The 17,449-nt window shown below is 37.9% G+C and carries 11 protein-coding genes; all 11 read left to right on the top strand.

What is annotated here, in order from left to right:
• Window positions 1-158: 158 nt before the first annotated feature.
• The 11 genes from surE (at window position 159) to BCL90_RS09480 (ending at window position 17,346) form a co-directional block, all read left to right on the top strand.
• Window positions 159-998 carry a 5'/3'-nucleotidase SurE gene (surE, locus tag BCL90_RS09530; RefSeq protein WP_121283785.1) on the top strand — a complete coding sequence of 280 codons (840 nt, stop codon included), beginning with the start codon at window positions 159-161 and terminating at the stop codon, window positions 996-998.
• A gap of 12 nt (window positions 999-1,010) precedes the next feature.
• On the top strand, window positions 1,011-1,283 hold the full coding sequence (locus tag BCL90_RS09525) for a stationary phase survival protein SurE (protein WP_121283784.1): 273 nt from the start codon (window positions 1,011-1,013) through the stop codon (window positions 1,281-1,283).
• 148 nt (window positions 1,284-1,431) lie between these two features.
• Window positions 1,432-2,538: a lipid-A-disaccharide synthase gene (lpxB, locus tag BCL90_RS09520; RefSeq protein ID WP_121283783.1), complete on the top strand. Its 1,107-nt coding sequence runs from the start codon at window positions 1,432-1,434 to the stop codon at window positions 2,536-2,538.
• Between the two features lie 82 nt (window positions 2,539-2,620).
• On the top strand, window positions 2,621-3,790 hold the full coding sequence (locus tag BCL90_RS09515) for a hypothetical protein (protein ID WP_121283782.1): 1,170 nt from the start codon (window positions 2,621-2,623) through the stop codon (window positions 3,788-3,790).
• 263 nt (window positions 3,791-4,053) lie between these two features.
• Window positions 4,054-7,278, top strand: a complete 3,225-nt coding sequence (locus tag BCL90_RS09510; protein ID WP_121283781.1) for a SusC/RagA family TonB-linked outer membrane protein — start codon at window positions 4,054-4,056, stop codon at window positions 7,276-7,278.
• A gap of 11 nt (window positions 7,279-7,289) precedes the next feature.
• The gene (locus BCL90_RS09505; protein ID WP_121283780.1) at window positions 7,290-8,942 is read left to right on the top strand and encodes a RagB/SusD family nutrient uptake outer membrane protein; all 1,653 of its coding nucleotides are present in this window, start codon (window positions 7,290-7,292) and stop codon (window positions 8,940-8,942) included.
• Between the two features lie 198 nt (window positions 8,943-9,140).
• A complete protein-coding gene (locus BCL90_RS09500) occupies window positions 9,141-10,145 on the top strand; it encodes a LacI family DNA-binding transcriptional regulator (protein WP_121283779.1) in 1,005 nt (334 codons plus the stop codon).
• A gap of 198 nt (window positions 10,146-10,343) precedes the next feature.
• Window positions 10,344-12,788, top strand: a complete 2,445-nt coding sequence (locus BCL90_RS09495; RefSeq protein ID WP_121283778.1) for a glutaminase family protein — start codon at window positions 10,344-10,346, stop codon at window positions 12,786-12,788.
• A gap of 104 nt (window positions 12,789-12,892) precedes the next feature.
• Window positions 12,893-15,160, top strand: coding sequence for a GH92 family glycosyl hydrolase (locus BCL90_RS09490; RefSeq protein WP_121283777.1), 2,268 nt, complete (start codon window positions 12,893-12,895; stop codon window positions 15,158-15,160).
• A gap of 69 nt (window positions 15,161-15,229) precedes the next feature.
• A complete protein-coding gene (locus tag BCL90_RS09485) occupies window positions 15,230-16,105 on the top strand; it encodes an ROK family protein (protein ID WP_121283776.1) in 876 nt (291 codons plus the stop codon).
• Window positions 16,106-16,785: 680 nt separating this feature from the next.
• Window positions 16,786-17,346, top strand: a complete 561-nt coding sequence (locus BCL90_RS09480; RefSeq protein WP_121283775.1) for a discoidin domain-containing protein — start codon at window positions 16,786-16,788, stop codon at window positions 17,344-17,346.
• The last annotated feature ends 103 nt before the right edge of the window (window positions 17,347-17,449 follow it).

Genomic DNA, 17,449 nt, shown 5'->3' with positions numbered 1-17,449 from the left:
GCCTTCATTTTTAATAAGTTATTTGTTCAAATATAGATGCTTTCCGGCAGGGAAAGAAATAATTTTAATTTCTAAACTAAAAAGCCAGTAATAAATGGTTTTAGTATAAAGATGATGGTTTATTGTGCCTTGAATTTATAATCTGTATTTTTACGGGCATGACAAAGCAGGGCACAAAACCAAATATTTTAGTTGTAAATGATGATGGGATTACAGCTACGGGGATAAAAAATTTAATGCAAGTAATGCAAGAGCTCGGCAATGTGGTGGTGGTGGCACCAGATAGCCCTCAAAGTGGGATGGGCCATGCCATTACGATAGGTAAACCGATCCGTTTTGATAAGGTTGATCTTTATGCAGGCGTAGAAATGTATAAATGCAGCGGTACCCCGGTTGATTGTGTTAAAATTGCCGTAAATAAGATTTTTAAAGGTAAAAAACCTGATTTATGTGTGTCAGGAATTAACCATGGATTAAATAATTCGATTAATGTACTGTACTCGGGTACCATGTCTGCTGCGGTAGAGGGTGCGATAGAAAGAATTCCATCTATTGGTTTCTCTCTCGATGATTTTGCTGCCGATGCCAATTTCAGTTATACCAAAAAATACATTAAAAATATCTGTGAGCAGGTTTTAGCGAATGGTTTACCTGAAGGTACGCTCTTAAATGTGAATTTCCCGAAAGGCGACAACCTAAAAGGGGTTAAGATTTGCCGCCAGGCCAATGCCAAGTGGATGGAAGAATTTGATGAAAGAACAGATCCTTACAAACGCCCATATTATTGGCTAACGGGTGTTTTCGAAAATTTCGACAAGGGAGAAGATACCGATGTTTGGGCATTGGAGAACAATTATGTTTCTATTGTTCCGGTTCAGTTTGATTTAACAGCGCACCACGCCATACAAACTTTAAACAGCTGGAGTTTTATAGGTAATAACGATCCGAAAACTGCAGGCACTAAAGTTTCGGCACCCGATGGCATTAATTTAGGTTAAGCGCTTGCCATTATGATTGATCGGTTAAAAAGATTAAATAATTCGGTGTGGATAGGTTTGGGCATTGGTTTGCTTGTACCGGTAATATTTTGCTCAATTGCCTGGTACATCATTCACCATCTGGCTTCCCTGGCAAAAGCAGATTTGTTATACATTGGAGGCATTGCCATAAATGCTTATACCATGCAATACTTTTTTAAATACAACAAAGAAAATATAGGCAGGGGTATATTGGCCGCAACGTTTTTGTGTGCTTTTGTATTTTTTGCATACAAAGTTTTTTGACTAAACGCAGAAACGGAATAGATCGGTTCGTCATCCTGAATTTATTTCAGGATCCTAATGTTAGTTGCTTTAAGATTCCCGCCTGCGCGGGAATGACGATCACTTTTTATCTTGCCGTTAATGACAGATTTGCTGTAAAATTATAATTATGAAGTACTACCTCGTAGCCGGAGAAGCCTCAGGCGATTTACATGGCACCAACTTAATGAAAGCCTTAAAAGCTGAGGATAGCGAAGCGGTGTTCAGGTATTTCGGAGGCGATAAAATGCAAGCCGAAGGAGGTGAACTGGTTAAACATTATGCTGATATGGCCTTTATGGGTTTTACTGAGGTGATTTTAAATTTGCGTACCATTTTCAGAAACCTCAAAGCCTGCAAGGAAGATATCATAAAATGGAAGCCCGATGTTTTGATTTTGATCGATTTTCCGGGTTTTAACTTAAAAATTGCTGAATTTGCAAAGGCCAATGGCATAAAAGTATGTTATTACATCTCACCCAAGGTTTGGGCCTGGAACCAGAAACGGGTGCTGAAAATTAAAAAGGTTGTGGATCAGATGTTCTGTATCTTGCCCTTCGAAGTAGATTTTTACCAGGAGTGGGGAATGCAGGTAGATTACGTTGGCAACCCACTGTTAGATGAAATTGCACAGTTTACCCCGGATGTAAACTTTCGCGAAAAGCATCAATTGGGAGACCAAAAAGTTATTGCCTTGTTGCCCGGCAGTAGAAAACAGGAAATAGAACGTTTACTCCCGGTGATGTTAAGCATTACTGAAAGTTATCCCGATTGTGTATTTGCCATTGCTGCTGCACCAACCTTTACAGAAAGTTATTATCAGCAGTTTACGGGCGACAAAAAAGTTCAATTACTTTTTAACAATACCTATAATTTATTGCACCATGCCCATGCTGCAATTGTTGCTTCAGGAACGGCCACGTTAGAAACTGCTTTGTTTAAAGTGCCGCAGGTGGTGGTTTATAAAGGAGGCACAATATCAATTGCCATTGCACGGATGCTGGTGAAAATTAAGTTTATTTCACTGGTTAACCTGATCGTAAACAAAAAGATTGTTACCGAACTTATCCAGGAAGATTGTAACACTCAAAAAGTTGATGAAGAGCTTAAAATTATCATGGCAGGAGCTGGCAGGAGCGGGATGTTAAAAAATTACGATGAGTTGCTTTTACTCATGGGTAAACCTGGTGCTTCTGCAAAAACGGCCAGATTGATTGTCGGAAAGTTGAAAAAATAAGGTTTTAAGAATAAAATATACCCAATGATAGGTATTGGCTATGTTTTAAACGGGGGTTATTTTTAAATAAAAAATTAACATCATGATTAAAGCCTCAACGATTGCCCTCTTAATTGCCATTTTTTTTATTTCCAATAAATCAATTGCACAGGATAAGCCTGGATATAAGACTGTAGAATTAGATTCCGTTTTATATGATAGCCTTAGCGGAAAGATTAAATATTTTGTAGATAGAAACCGGAATAATTTCAGTTTCAATGAAGATATTGCCTCTTCTGTTTTTTTATCAAAAGCTTCGTTTATTGCGAATAAGCGATGGATGACTAAAAGTGATTTTTCTGACAGGAAAAGCTTAATTTTAGATGCTAAAATAAGCCCATACATTAATATTTCTCCGTTTAACTGGACCATAGGTTTAAATAAAAAGAAGGGCAGTTACCTCATGTTTGCGCTTTATTTCAATCCTGAATTTGAAGTCCGGATTTTTAATAATGACAAATCGGTTGGAGATAGTTCATTACCTGTGCGTACGGCATCATCCCGGCCCGGAGGTGAGTTATTCATCAGTCATAATAAACTTTACAAACAAGGCCGGAAGTATAATTTTGGCTTTTCTGTTAAAGGTTATCACCATTCTAACGGGCAGGATGGAGAAGAGTTTAATAGCACCGATAAAGCTTGGGGGAAAAAAGGATATTTTAATACCTACAACGGTAATTTTAGTGATGATTTTGTAGTCGAATTGAATGGACTCATGTTTATTAAAAATGCAGGTAATACCATCAACCAGTATTTAAAATTTGGTTATGGACAATCATCAGGATTGGCACCTGGAATGGAAAAGTATCATGTTTATGGTACTAATAAGTTTAATTTATTCTATTCTCTCAAAAGTTCGAAGAATTATAAACGCACCATTGTTGATCATGAACAAAAAAAGATATATGACATTACACGATATAATCCGATAGAAAGCTTTAGAATAGAATTTTTTGCAAGTTTTATCACCAACCAGATGAATGTTGGTCCAATTTATAATTTATCCAAAGCAACATTCCAGGATCGGATAAATTTTCATTCTACTGTGCACTACAGGGTGCGTGGCTTTAGTGCAGCCGGATTGTTTATAGAGGGTGGTTACTATGGACAAGATACATACAATGCCTATTTTCAGCGGTCAGCCTGGTTTGCAAAAGCCGGTCTTAGTTTTGGATTATTTAACTACCACAAGCGCGCTGATGATCTTAAATAATGAAAAATTTTAATTTAGTATTTAACCCAGTTTTTTAAATATTTATAAATTCCTGCACTTGTTTATTAGTAAAGTTTAGTTTTACCTGTAGCGTAACATTTTAATGTGTTTTCAATTTTTTTTAAAACAAAACCGCATTTAAGTCGTTACTAAATCGTTTTGCGGAAAACTTAATCATAACTAATTAATCTCATAGCTCTTATTAATTTGGTGAAATTTGGCCGCATTGCGTAACTAATTATAAACTAAACTAGTGAGTGCCAATGAAAAACATTTTACTCAGGACGACAGGATTTCTATGCCTTGTCCTATTGTCATGCCCCCAGTTGTTTGCGAAAATTAAGAGCGAAAAAAAGAATTTTAACCGCTATTATTTTCAGCAGGATACAACTAAAAAACAAGACACAACAAAAAAAGCCCCGGTGGCTAAACCTGCTGATTCGGTAAAGGTACCACCAAATCCGCTGGGTGGCTCACGTCCGGTTACTACGCCGGCACCAGTACCAGCTGCAACAGCGCCTGCTACACCGGCAAGCACAGCTCCTGCAGCATCAGCAGGGCAAAAAACAATCACCGGTACCGTTGTAGACGAGCAGAAAATCGGTTTACCTGGCGTTGGAATTAAGATCCAGGGCAAAACAGGTGGTACCGTAACACAGGAGAATGGCAAATTCAGTATCAATGTTACTGCCCCAACCGATGTGCTCGTATTTAGCTATATCGGTTATCAATCTAAATCTGTTCCTGCAGGGAATGGCGCCGCCCCATTAACGATCAATCTTGCACCATCAGGTGCTCAGAATTTAAGTGATGTTGTTGTGGTTGGCTATGGTACTATGAAATCTAAAGAAGTTACTTCAGCAGTAGCTCACATAGATACTGCCCAGTTTCGGCAGAGTGGCGCCCGGAGCCCACTTGATTTGATACAAGGTAAAGTTGCAGGTTTGAACATCACCCGGGCTGGGAGTTCGAACCCAAACTCAGGACCAAGTGTGCAGCTCCGTGGTGTGGTTTCAGTTGCGGGTAGTGCCAGTCCGCTTTATGTAATTGATGGGATTCCGGGCGGTAATCCGGATTTGCTTCAACAGGATGATATTTTATCTGTTGATGTATTAAAAGATGGGTCTGGAGCAGCCATTTATGGTACAAGCGCAAACGCGGGGGTAATCTTAATCACAACAAAAAAAGGCAAACCCGGACCGCCAACCTTTAATTACTCGAGCTACATTCGTAAAGAATTTATTCAAAACAGATTAGATTTTTTATCAGCAGAAGAATTTAGGGCAAAAATCAATTCAGGAGAGATTAATGCCCGTGATTACGGTGCAAGTGAAGACTTATATGGTTCACTGATCAACCGCGATAATTTATCGCAAAATCATAATCTTGCGCTATCAGGTGGTACTGATAAAACGAGCTATCGCGCGAGTTTAAACTACCGCGATTTACAAGGTATTGCTTTAGAAAACGGAAGGAAAGAATATACGGGCAGATTGAATATCAATCAAAAAGGCTTTGATGATAAATTGAATATCCAGCTAAACTTAGCTACAAATATTAATAATGCGAATTTGCTATCTAATGGAGCAACATCAGAATTTTTTAATAACGAGCTAAACAGAAGTGGTTGGGAGGAAGAGTTAGGTAAAAATCCGACTAAGCCAATTTACAATCCGGATGGTTCATATTACTACGATAATCAAAGTACAAACCAATATGCCAGATTATTTAATAACACCAGTTACCGCAAGCAGCAAACAACATCAGCAGATTTAAAAGCTGATTTTGACATTACTAAAGGATTAAAAGCAAGTGTTTTCGGATCTATGCAGCGTGACAATTATTTAGATGGTGGATATGCAACCTTAGCAAGTGAAGATTCTTTCGAGAATAGTGATTACCCTAGTGGCGGTTATGCTTTCAAAAATAATTTCCTTTCTCAGGCCTATGCCTTTGAGCCCACTTTACAATATAATACAGTTGTTGCAGATAAACATTCTTTTACTGCATTGGCAGGTTATAGTTATCGTTACAATATAGAAGAAGGTGCTAGAATGAGTACCCGAGGTTTTCTAAACGATCAGTTCAATGAAGATAACATGGGTGTTGGACAGGCATTAGCAGATGGAAAAGCGTCAATGGGCAGTTATAAAAACGACAATACGCTAATTGCATTTTTCGGAAGAGTTAACTACGCGTTTGATAATAAATATTTGTTGCAATTAATTTTGAGGCGTGAAGGTTCTTCCCGTTTCGGTGATAATAACAAATGGGGAAATTTTCCAGCAGTATCATTAGGTTGGAATGTTACCGAAGAAAAATTCATGGAAAACGTAAAGTGGGTTAATTATTTGAAATTAAGAGCAGGTTATGGTGTAACGGGTAATTCCGGTTTTGCAAATAATGCATCAAGGGTAACACTCGGTCCGGGTGGAAAATATTTATATCCTGATGGCAGTTATCGCGAAACTTATGGGCCAACACGTAACCCAAATCCATTTTTGAAATGGGAATCGAAACGTGAAACCAACATCGGGGCCGATTTTACATTGTTCAATAGCAAGTTAACAGGTTCATTGGATTTGTTTGATAGAACAACTAAGGATTTATTAGATCTTTACACTACACCTCAACCACCATATATCCAAAGCCAGATTTATGCCAACGTGGGTAATATTTCTTCAAGAGGTATCGAACTTGCTTTAAGTTATCAAGCGATCAAAACCAAGGATTTTACCTTCAGCATGGATTTTACAGGAAGTACCATTAAAAACACTTTGAATTCTTATTCGAATGATGCTTTTGCAGTTAAGTTTAAAACATTTGGTGGTATTGGTGGTGCAGGAGATTTGGGTGATGCCATTACCACTTATGAAGGGGAAGATGTAGGTATATTTTATGGAAAGCGTTTTGCCGGTTTTGATGCTGATGGAAAATGGCTTTTCTTTAATAGAAATGGACAAGCCGTTCGCAATGATCAGATCAACAATTCTAAAGATAAAAACTTAACAGATCTTGCTCCTCTGGGAAATGCCATACCTAAATATTACGCTTCATATACAGCGAATTTTACTTATAAAAACTTTGATTTTAGGGTTTTTCTAAGAGGTAAGTTTGATTATAAAATTTTAAATACTACCGCATTAACATACGGAAACCCTTTTGTTACGGGTTCTAACTATTTAAGAGATGCTTTTGGGAAGTATAGTGAAATCAACGATACTTTTATGTATTCTGACTATTACCTTGAAAACGGAACCAATGTTAAGATTGATGAGGTGACTTTAGGCTATAACTTTAAGTTAAAAACGAAGTTCATCCGTAATCTTCGGGTATATGCTACAGGTCAAAATTTAGCTACAATAACTGGTTACTCAGGTAACGATCCTGATTTCGTACAAGATACCGGCTTAGGTCCGGGTATTGATAGTCGTGGTGCTTATCCGAGTACAAGATCATTCCTTTTTGGTGTTAATGTAGGATTTTAATAAATAATAAAATGAAAAATAAATCAATCATATATACAGCCCTTGCACTAGTGGTAAGTATGGGTTCTGCCTGTACTAAATTAGATGAAAATGCATACGATGTTATCCCGGCTGATAAATTCTACTCTAATAAAAACGAAGTTGTTTCTGCTGTTTTAAGGCCATATACTCATGCGAACGCCTGGGTTACGCCATCTGGACAAGATGGATGGTGGCGATTGGCCGAACTTTCAGCTGATCAGTTGGCATGGCCAACAAAGGGGCCACATGGTGAAGACGGTGGTAAATGGAAAAGATTACATTACCATACCTGGACGGTTGATGAAGGAGGTATCAATAATGCATGGTCTCTGATGTACGGAGGGGTTGGTTTTTGTAATGATGCCATTGGAAACATCGAGAAGAGAGATATTGCGCAGATGGGCATTACCCAAGAGGAAAAGAATGGCTATGTTGCAGAACTGAAACTACTTAGGGCATTTCACTATTTAAAGTTGATGGACTTGTTCGGTAATATTCCAATTGCGACAGATCTGGTTGATCCATCAAATCCTGTATTGCCAAATACTACTGCAAGGAAAGATGTCTTTATCTTCATTGAAAAGGAAATTAAAGATAATATCAATAACGTACCTAAGCTGGCAAAATCGCAACTTGGCAGAATGAGCCAGGCAAGCGGTTACGCCATGTTGGTAGAATTGTACTTAAACGCAGAAGTATGGACAGGCACGCAACGTTGGGATGATTGCATCATGGCAGCTGATAAATTAATTAATAATGAGGCGGGTGGTCAAAATGGTAACATGGCGCTTGATCCAAATATTACAGATCAATTTAAAAACACAAATGATCAATCAAAAGAAGTTATTTTCTCAATTGCTTATGATTTTACCAGAGCTAAATTTGAACCATCGTGGACAGGCGAATTTTATCATTTTGCACAACGTGACATCTATGGCGGCGGCAGGAATGGTAACGATGGCATAGTTTTAATCCCGGGAGTTTATGAAAAATTTGAAGCTGATGATTTACGTAAAACTAGCTGGTTACTGTTTGGACCTCAGAAAAAGTTCTCTGATGGATCCGATGTTCAAGGTACAGTAGAGTATGCAGGCAAACCACTTGTATTTGTCGATAACATTCAAAGAAATTCGAAAAATTCTACCGTTAGCAATATGAGTGAGGGAGAAGAAAATAGTGGAGTACGTTTTAATAAATATAAACTGGGCAATTCTATTCCAGGAATTGTAAATGGTGTAAGAGTAGAACCTGATCCAAATTATAACAATACCGACTGGAATGTTTACCGGTTAACATGGATCTATTTTGCAAAAGCTGAAGCCATTATGCGTAAAAATGGTGGTGTTGCCAATGCAGATGCGCTTAAGCTCATCAATGATTGTAAATCTAGAGCTTATACGTCGGCAGTTTGGGCTAACAAAGCTTATACCGCAACTACCCTAACGCTTGATGAGTTATTGGAAGAACGTGGTAGAGAATTTATATTCGAAGGTTTTAGAAGGGACGATTTGATTAGGTTTGGAAAGCTTACAGCTGGAAGCTGGTGGGATCATAATCCATCCTCATCATTTAAAACATTATATCCTATACCGCAAAGGCAAAGAGATTTAAATGTTAAACTGACTCAAAACCCTGGTTATTAATTTCAATACAAAAGGCGCTTTAAACAGCGCCTTTTGTTGTTTTAAGCCTTATCATTCAGGTTGTGCCAACCATTAATAACTGTTTCTAAAACGATTAATATAAAAAATGTTAAATTGCGCTTTTAAAATTGGCAAAAATTTAAAAGCTGCAATTTTTATTTAGCTTTGAATTGATTAACACAAAAGAAATCCAACCAAATGAAATCGCTTTCTATCAAAGATATAGCCGTAAAAGCCAATGTATCCATTACCACAGTTTCATTCATTATTAACGGTAAAGCAAAAGAGAAATCGATAAGCGAAGCAGTTATAGAGAAAGTAGAAAAAATTATCGAAGAAAGTGGTTATAAACCCAATCAGATTGCAAGAAGTTTAAGAACCGGTAACTCCAATATCATCGGCCTGATTATCGAAGATATTTCCAATTCATTCTTCTCCAGGATTGCCAGGCTAATCGAAGATAAAGCTTATAAAAGAGGATATAAAATTATTTATTCCAGTACAGAAAACAGTATTGAGAAAGCGAAAGAACTGATCAACATGTTCAAATCGCGAAAAGTTGATGCTTATATCATCTCCCCTATAAAAGGAATAGAAGAAGATGTAAAAATGCTGTTAGAAGATGGCAATCCGGTAATCTTTTTTGATAGGAAACTGACTGATATCAATACCAGTTATGTAGGGGCCGATCATTTTAATGCCTCATACCAGTCAATACAGCATTTTATCGATCAAGGTAAAAAGAACATCGCCCTGGTAACTACTGATATTAACGTGGAGCAGATCATAGAACGTTATGATGGCTATAAAAAAGCATTAGAAGATCACGGAATCAAGTATGACGAGAACCTTGTTTTAAAGATCCATTTTAACCAGGAAGAAAGCGAAACCATTACTCAGATTAAGGAACTTTTCGATAATAAAAAAATTGATGCAGTATTATTTGCGACCAACTATCTGGCAATTAGTGGCTTAAAAGTATTGAAAAAGATCAATAAGACCATTGGCGACGACTTTGCTGTTATTGCATACGATGACCATGAAGCTTTCGAACTGCACACACCTGGTATTTCAGCAATTCAGCAACCCCTTGAAGAAATTGCAGAGAATGTAATTAAGCTGATTCTTAAACAATTGTCGACCAAAGCCAAACCCGAAAACCAGGAGATCATTATTCCGGCTAAATTAATTATCAGGGACTAATTTTGGTAGCTTAAATGTTACATTAAGCTATTTTAATATGACTTTTATTTCTCTAATATTGAATTAGTAAAACGTTTTACTTTAATCACTACTGAATAGTATCAATCCAGCAGTCATTTAATTTTTTTATTTCCAGAATAAGAAATTGTCTGAAAGAATTTGGTAAAACGATTTATTAATGAAACCAAATATTTAATTATGAGAAAACTTTCCTTAGTAGCACTTTGTCTTTTTTTTAATTTAATTTCAAAAGCTCAGGATAAGGCACCCGCTTATCCATTAATTACGCATGATGCCTATTTCAGCATCTGGTCTTTCGGCGATGGACTTAACCAATCGGTTACCAAACATTGGACAGGGAAGGAACAGTCTTTATTAGGTGTAATAAATGTTGATGGTAAATATTACCGGTTTCTGGGTGAAAAAAGTAAAACTTTTAAGGATATACTTCCGGCGGCTGATGCATTAAAATATCAGGCCAGTTATAGCTTTGATAAAGTTGAAGCCGGTTGGGAAAGCAGTACATACAATGATCATGACTGGAAAAAAGCCGAAGCTCCTTTTGGAGACGATAATTCTGCCAGAACAAAATGGAAGAGTGATGATCTTTACTTCAGAAGAACCTTCAATGTGGCCAAAGTATCGGCCGCAAAAAAATACCTTAAACTCAATCACGATGATAATGTAATTGTTTATTTAAATGGGAAAGTAATTTACAAAAAGAACGGATGGGTTTCTGATTATAGCTATTTACCGATTGAAGATGGCATTTTAAAAACAGGAAAAAATGTACTCGCTATCCATTGCAAAAATACGGCTGGTGGCAGGCACCTGGATGCAGGGATAGTTGAAGAAGAGGAAGATCATTTAAACATTGCTCCAGCCACTCAAACCAATGCATCCATTCAGGCAACTACAACCAAATACACTTTTAGCTGTGGCCCGGTAGAATTACAGGTCGCTTTTACCTCCCCATTATTGCTGAATGATATTAAATTAACCGCAAGGCCAATCAGTTATATTAATTACACCGTAAAATCTACTGATGCCAGGCAGCACAGCGTAGATATTTTCTTTGGGGCATCATCAAACCTGGCTGTAAATACACCAAACCAAAGCGTTTCGGCTTGGAAGAGTTCTAAAAACAAGCTCTCTATCCTAAAAACAGGAACCGTAGAGCAGCCAGTACTAAAGAAAAGGGGAGATGACCTGCGCATTGATTGGGGTTATTTGTACGTGGCCGTTCCAGCCAGGTTTAATGCTACTCAATTTATTGCTACAGAGAACGAAAGCTTAAAAAGTTTCGTTGATTCCAGATATCCAAAACAAGCACAGCTTTTAAATGCTAAAACGTTAAATTTAAGTAGCGTTATTCCTTTCGGTTCGGTTTCTGCCACACCCGTAGAAAAATATATGATGTTGGGATATGACGACCTGAAATCGGTTGAATATTTTGGCGAAAAGCTGAAGCCAGTTTGGAGACTTTCGGGTAGTCAACAATTTGAAGATCAATTGGCCGAAGCCGATGCCCAATACACTTCGTTAAAAACCAAGTGTGCCACTTTTGATGCTAAATTATACGCCGACGCAGAAAAGGCCGGTGGCAAAGCGTATGCAGATCTATGTAAACTGGCTTATCGACAGGCTATTGCAGCACACAAAATTGTATATGCACCAAATGGCGACATCCTTTTTCTATCCAAAGAAAATTTCAGTAATGGTTCTATCAATACGGTTGATGTGACTTATCCTTCAGCACCGCAATTTTTAGTGTACAATCCCGAATTGTTAAAAGGCATGCTGAATGGTATTTTTTATTATTCTGAAAGTGGAAAATGGAAGAAACCATTTGCTGCACACGATTTAGGCACTTACCCTTTAGCCAATGGCCAAACCTATGGTGAAGATATGCCGGTAGAAGAAGCAGGGAACATGATCATTTTAACCGCTGCCATTACCAGGGCAGAGGGCAATGCAAAATATGCCGAAAAACACTGGGAGGTAATGTCTGTATGGGCAAACTATCTGCTGAGAGAGGGTTTCGATCCGGCCAATCAATTATGTACTGATGATTTTGCCGGTCATCTGGCCAGAAATTCGAATTTATCGGTAAAAGCCATTGTAGCTTTAGGCGCTTATGCACAAATGGCGCAATTGTCTGGTAAAACGGATGTAGCTAATAAATACAGAACAGCTGCCTTACAAATGGCGCAAAACTGGATGAAAATGGCCGATGATGGCGATCATTATGCTTTAACCTTTAATGATAAAAATACCTGGAGCCAGAAATACAACCTCGTTTGGGATAAATTGTTAAAACTTGATCTCTTTCCTAAAGAAGTGTACAAAAAGGAGATTAACTTTTATTTAACCAAACAAAAAGAGTACGGATTACCATTAGATAGCCGCAGGACTTACACTAAATCGGATTGGATTATGTGGACTGCGACTTTGGCCGATAACGAAGCCGATTTCCAAAAATTTATAAATCCAATATATCGTTATGCTGCTGAAACAGAAAGTAAAGTGCCATTGAGCGACTGGCATGAAACTACTAATGGCCAAATGACAGGTTTCCAGGCGCGGAGTGTTGTTGGCGGTTACTTTATCAAAATGCTGGCCGACAAATGGAATATTAAATAATAACATCAATCAGCTTTTCTTGCAACCACTTACTTAAGCAGGCAAAAGCTGATTTTAAATATACAGTTGATTTGTATCGACTGAAAAGAACCAACAAACACACAATGAAACTTAAATTAATAGCATCCATTTTATGCTGCCTTGCTGCCAAAGGGTTATTGGCGCAGCACAAAGATTGGGTTCACTATGTGAACACGCTGCAAGGCACCAACTCTAAACACGAACTTACCAGAGGAAATACTTATCCAACAACAGCACTACCGTTTGGTATGCACACCTGGACTCCACAAACGGGTAGAAATGGCGATGGCTGGAAATATCAATATTTTAAAGATAAAATAAGAGGCTTTCAGCAAGCGCACCAATGCAGTTCGTGGACAAGAGATTATGCTGTATTTTCTTTAATGCCTGTGGTAGATGAACTGATTGTAAGTGAAGACAAACGCGAAACCAAATTCAGTCATCAGAACGAGATTGCTAAGCCAAACTATTATAAGGTAACATTCGAAAATGATATCACGACCGAAATTTCGCCGTCAGAACGTGGTGCACACCTCAGGTTCAGCTATCCAAAAGGCAAAAGAAGCTTTTTAATTTTAGACGGATACAACAGGTTAAGTGGTGTACAGATCTATCCCAAAGAAAATAAAATAACGGGCTGGGTAAACAATGGCGAAGGTTTTAAAAGAGGTTGGAAAAGTTATTTTGTAATTCAGTTCGATCAACCGATTAAATCTTACGGCACCTGGGAGAACAAACGTAATACCATTGCGAAAGATTCGATTTCAGCTGAAGGATTGGGTAAAGGCGCATTTGTACAGTTCGAATCGGGTACAAAGGTGCAGGTAAAAACTGCTTCATCTTACATCAGTTTGCAACAAGCCGAACTTAATTTAAAAAGAGAGTTAGGCAACGATAAGACTTTAGAAGATACCAAAGCCAATGCTGCTGCGGTATGGAATAAATCGCTGGGTAAGATCGAAGTAGAAGGCGGATCAAAAGCAGATATGCAAACTTTTTATTCCTGCTTTTTTAGGGCAAGTTTATTCTCCAGAAAGTTTTATGAAATAAACAAAGCGGGTAAACCATATTACTTTAGTCCGTATGATGGTAAAGTGCACGACGGCTATATGTTTACCGATACGGGTTTTTGGGATACCTTCCGGGCGCAGTTTCCACTAAATACACTGTTACAGCCAGAAATGCATGGTCGTTACATGCAAGCCATGCTCGATGCCTACGAACAATGCGGTTGGTTGCCCTCATGGTCATTTCCCAGTGAGGCCGGAAGTATGATTGGTAACCATGCTATTTCTTTGTTAGCCGATGCCTGGGCAAAAGGAATCAGGACATTCGATCCGAAAAAGGCTTTGGATGCCTATTACCATGAAGCAATGAACAAAGGTCCCTGGGGGGCGGCAAATGGTAGGGATGGGGTAACCGAGTATAACCAGTTAGGTTACGTTCCTTATCCAAAATATAGAGAAGCTACCGCAAAAACATTGGAATATGCTTACGATGATTATTGCGCTTACACTTTAGCCAAAATGATAGGCGATAAACATTATATGGAGGTTTTCGAGAAGCCAATGTTCAATTATAAAAATGTTTACGATCCGGCTACCCGTTTTATGAGGGGAAGGAATGCGGAAGGTAAGTGGTCGCCAAATTTCGATCCAACCGAATGGGGAGGCCCATTTACTGAAGGAAATGCCTGGCATTGGCAATGGTCGGTTTTTCAGGATACCAAAGGTTTAATTAATTTGATGGGCGGAAACAGCAATTTTATCTCAAAACTAGATTCTATTTTTAGCGAACCTAATAAAGTAAATGTAGGTTCGTACGGCGGCATGATTCATGAAATGACAGAGATGGTGATGGCCAACATGGGGCAATATGCACATGGAAATCAGCCTATCCAGCACATGGTTTATTTATACAATTATGCCAACCAACCATGGAAAGCACAATTTTATGCCCGTGAGGTGATGCATAAACTGTATGATGCAACAGAAAATGGTTATCCGGGAGACGAAGACCAGGGGCAAACCTCTTCGTGGTATGTATTAAGTGCTCTGGGCTTTTACAGCGTAACGCCAGGTACTGGTGAATATGTTTTAGGGAGCCCGATGTTTAAAAAAACAACCATCAACCTGGAAAATGGCAAAAAATTCGTTATTGAGGCACCCGCCAATAATGTTGCCCATGTTTATATAAAATCGGCAAGCTTAAATGGTAAAAATTATACTAAAAATTTTATAAACCATAGCGATTTGTTAAAAGGAGGGGTGTTAAAATTGGAGATGAATGTTAAACCTTCGTTAAATAGAGGGGTATTGGAAGAAGATAAGCCATTTTCACTCAGTAAATAGATATTGAATTACTACTTTTGGCGAATTGGTTCAGATTAATAAAGAATAGATAACAGAAATATATATAGAATGGAAAAGCCTGTTGCATTAGGTGTAGATATTGGCGGCTCGCATATTACGGCCGCATTGGTGGATTTGGAAACAAGAACTTTAGTGAAGGATTCCATCAAGCGTAGCCCTGTGGATTCGCAGGAGAGTAAAGAAGTGATTTTATCCGCATGGTGCGATATCATCAATAAGGCTTTTAAAAATATTAAAAACGGCAATAGGAATGTGGGAATAGCCATGCCAGGCCCCTTTAATTATAGTGACGGCATTTCACTAATTAAAGATCAGGATAAGTTTAAATCACTTTACCAGATCAATGTAAAAGAAGAATTGTCTGAAAGATTGGATATTCCTGCCGAGAATATCCACTTTATAAACGATGCAGCAGGTTTTTTACAAGGTGAGGTTTTTGCTGGTGCTGCCAAAGGAAATGTGAGTGTTTTGGGCTTAACGCTTGGTACCGGACTGGGCTCATCACTTTGTCTCAATTATAAAGCTTTTGATGCTGACCTCTGGAACTCCGAATTTTTAGACGGAATTGCGGAAGATTACCTTTCTACACGCTGGTTCGTAAAACGTTTTAATCAGCTTAGCGGTAAAACGGTAAATGGAGTGAAAGAACTGGTGGAAATAGTAGAAACCAATCATTTTGCAACCATGGTTTTTATGGAATTTGGTTATAACCTGGCACAGTTCCTGATTCCTATTATCAAGAAGCACAAAATAGATACTGTAATAGTTGGCGGTAATATTGCGCAATCCTTTAATGCATTTGCTCCCGAATTAATAGCAACATTAAAAGGCAATGGAATAGATACTGATATTAAGATTTCAGAATTAAAAGAACATGCGGCATTGATTGGTGCTGCAAGTTGCTGCGATTTGAGCTTAACTTAACCTGTTCTGCCAGAATATCCTAAAATTATTCTAATATAACCGCAGAATTGCAATTTTCATAATGTAATTCTGCGGTATATCTCCTCTTTTTCTTTTTTCTTAAAAAAAACAGCGCTTTTCACAAGTTTTTCTAATTATAATAGAGTCTGCTTAGGTTAATGTTTACGATTTCAAGAAGTTAACATTGATAAAAAAATAAAATAATTTTTAATTTATTAATAATATACTTATTATTGTTTAATAAAACGTTTTAGTATTTAATTTATTAGACATTTGCTTTCTTACATGAAGTGTTGATGACCAGATCAGGACTTTTTTTTATCAGGCAACACTAAAACGTTTTAGTGTTTCTTTAAACTAATTAACTATTCACATAAAAATAAAAGGAGAATCTCAATGAAGTAAAATTTACATTTTAACATTTCTCTTCCGTCTCCAACGGAAACCAAACCAAACTAAAACCCATTTTATGAAAAAAAAAATACCCGACCAGAATTGGCCATGTCTTTGGCAATACCAATGTTTTTTCTCGGTTTAAGAAGCCGGCGCATAAGGTAGGTATATGAGCTTCGGTATAATCTAACCGCTCCCTGAAATCAATTTTATACTCCTGATCATTTATTGATCTGCGATTAACTATTGCACATTTTAATAACCACCAAACTATAAATTAATCAATTATGAATCTTTTAAAAATTACCAGGAGCACTTTCGGACTCTGTATTGCCCTGGTTTTACTTTTTGGATGCGGTAAAGAAGAATACCCTTCGGTAGAGCTTTTTACCTGGAAAGCCAAAGTTGATGTAACGGCAAAAGCCGCACTTTCTGTTAACATTGAGAGTTCTGGAGGATCAGCGGGTGCAGAAGGATCTGCAAAGGTGGTTGATAACGATCCAGCCACAAAATTCCTGATCAACCCTTATCAGTCGAGCCTTTATCTCCAGTTATCTTTTGCTGCTCCTCAACAGGTTGCGTCTTACACCTTAACATCAGGTAACGATGCTCCGGGCAGAGACCCGAAAAACTGGAAATTAAGTGGTTCTTTGGATGGCACCAATTGGGTAGATCTGGATACTAGAAATGACGAAACATTTTCAGGTCGTAACATGCTGAAAACCTATAGCTTCAAAAACAAAGTTTTGTATAAGCATTACAGGTTGAGCATTACAGCAATTGGTAGCGGTTCATTATTCCAGTTGTCAGAATGGCGTGTAATCGAAGTGCCAGAGGAGCAACAGTAGCCTTCAACCTAACTTCTGTAAATAAGACACAAAGATTTATTCAGCCGGTTCAAGCGGTTAGGCAATAAATCTATTTCAACTGATCAATAGACCTATAACAGTA

Source organism: Pedobacter alluvionis (assembly GCF_003664035.1).
Classification (GTDB): Bacteria; Bacteroidota; Bacteroidia; order Sphingobacteriales; family Sphingobacteriaceae; genus Pedobacter; species Pedobacter alluvionis.
This window is presented reverse-complemented; position numbering and strand designations above follow the sequence as displayed.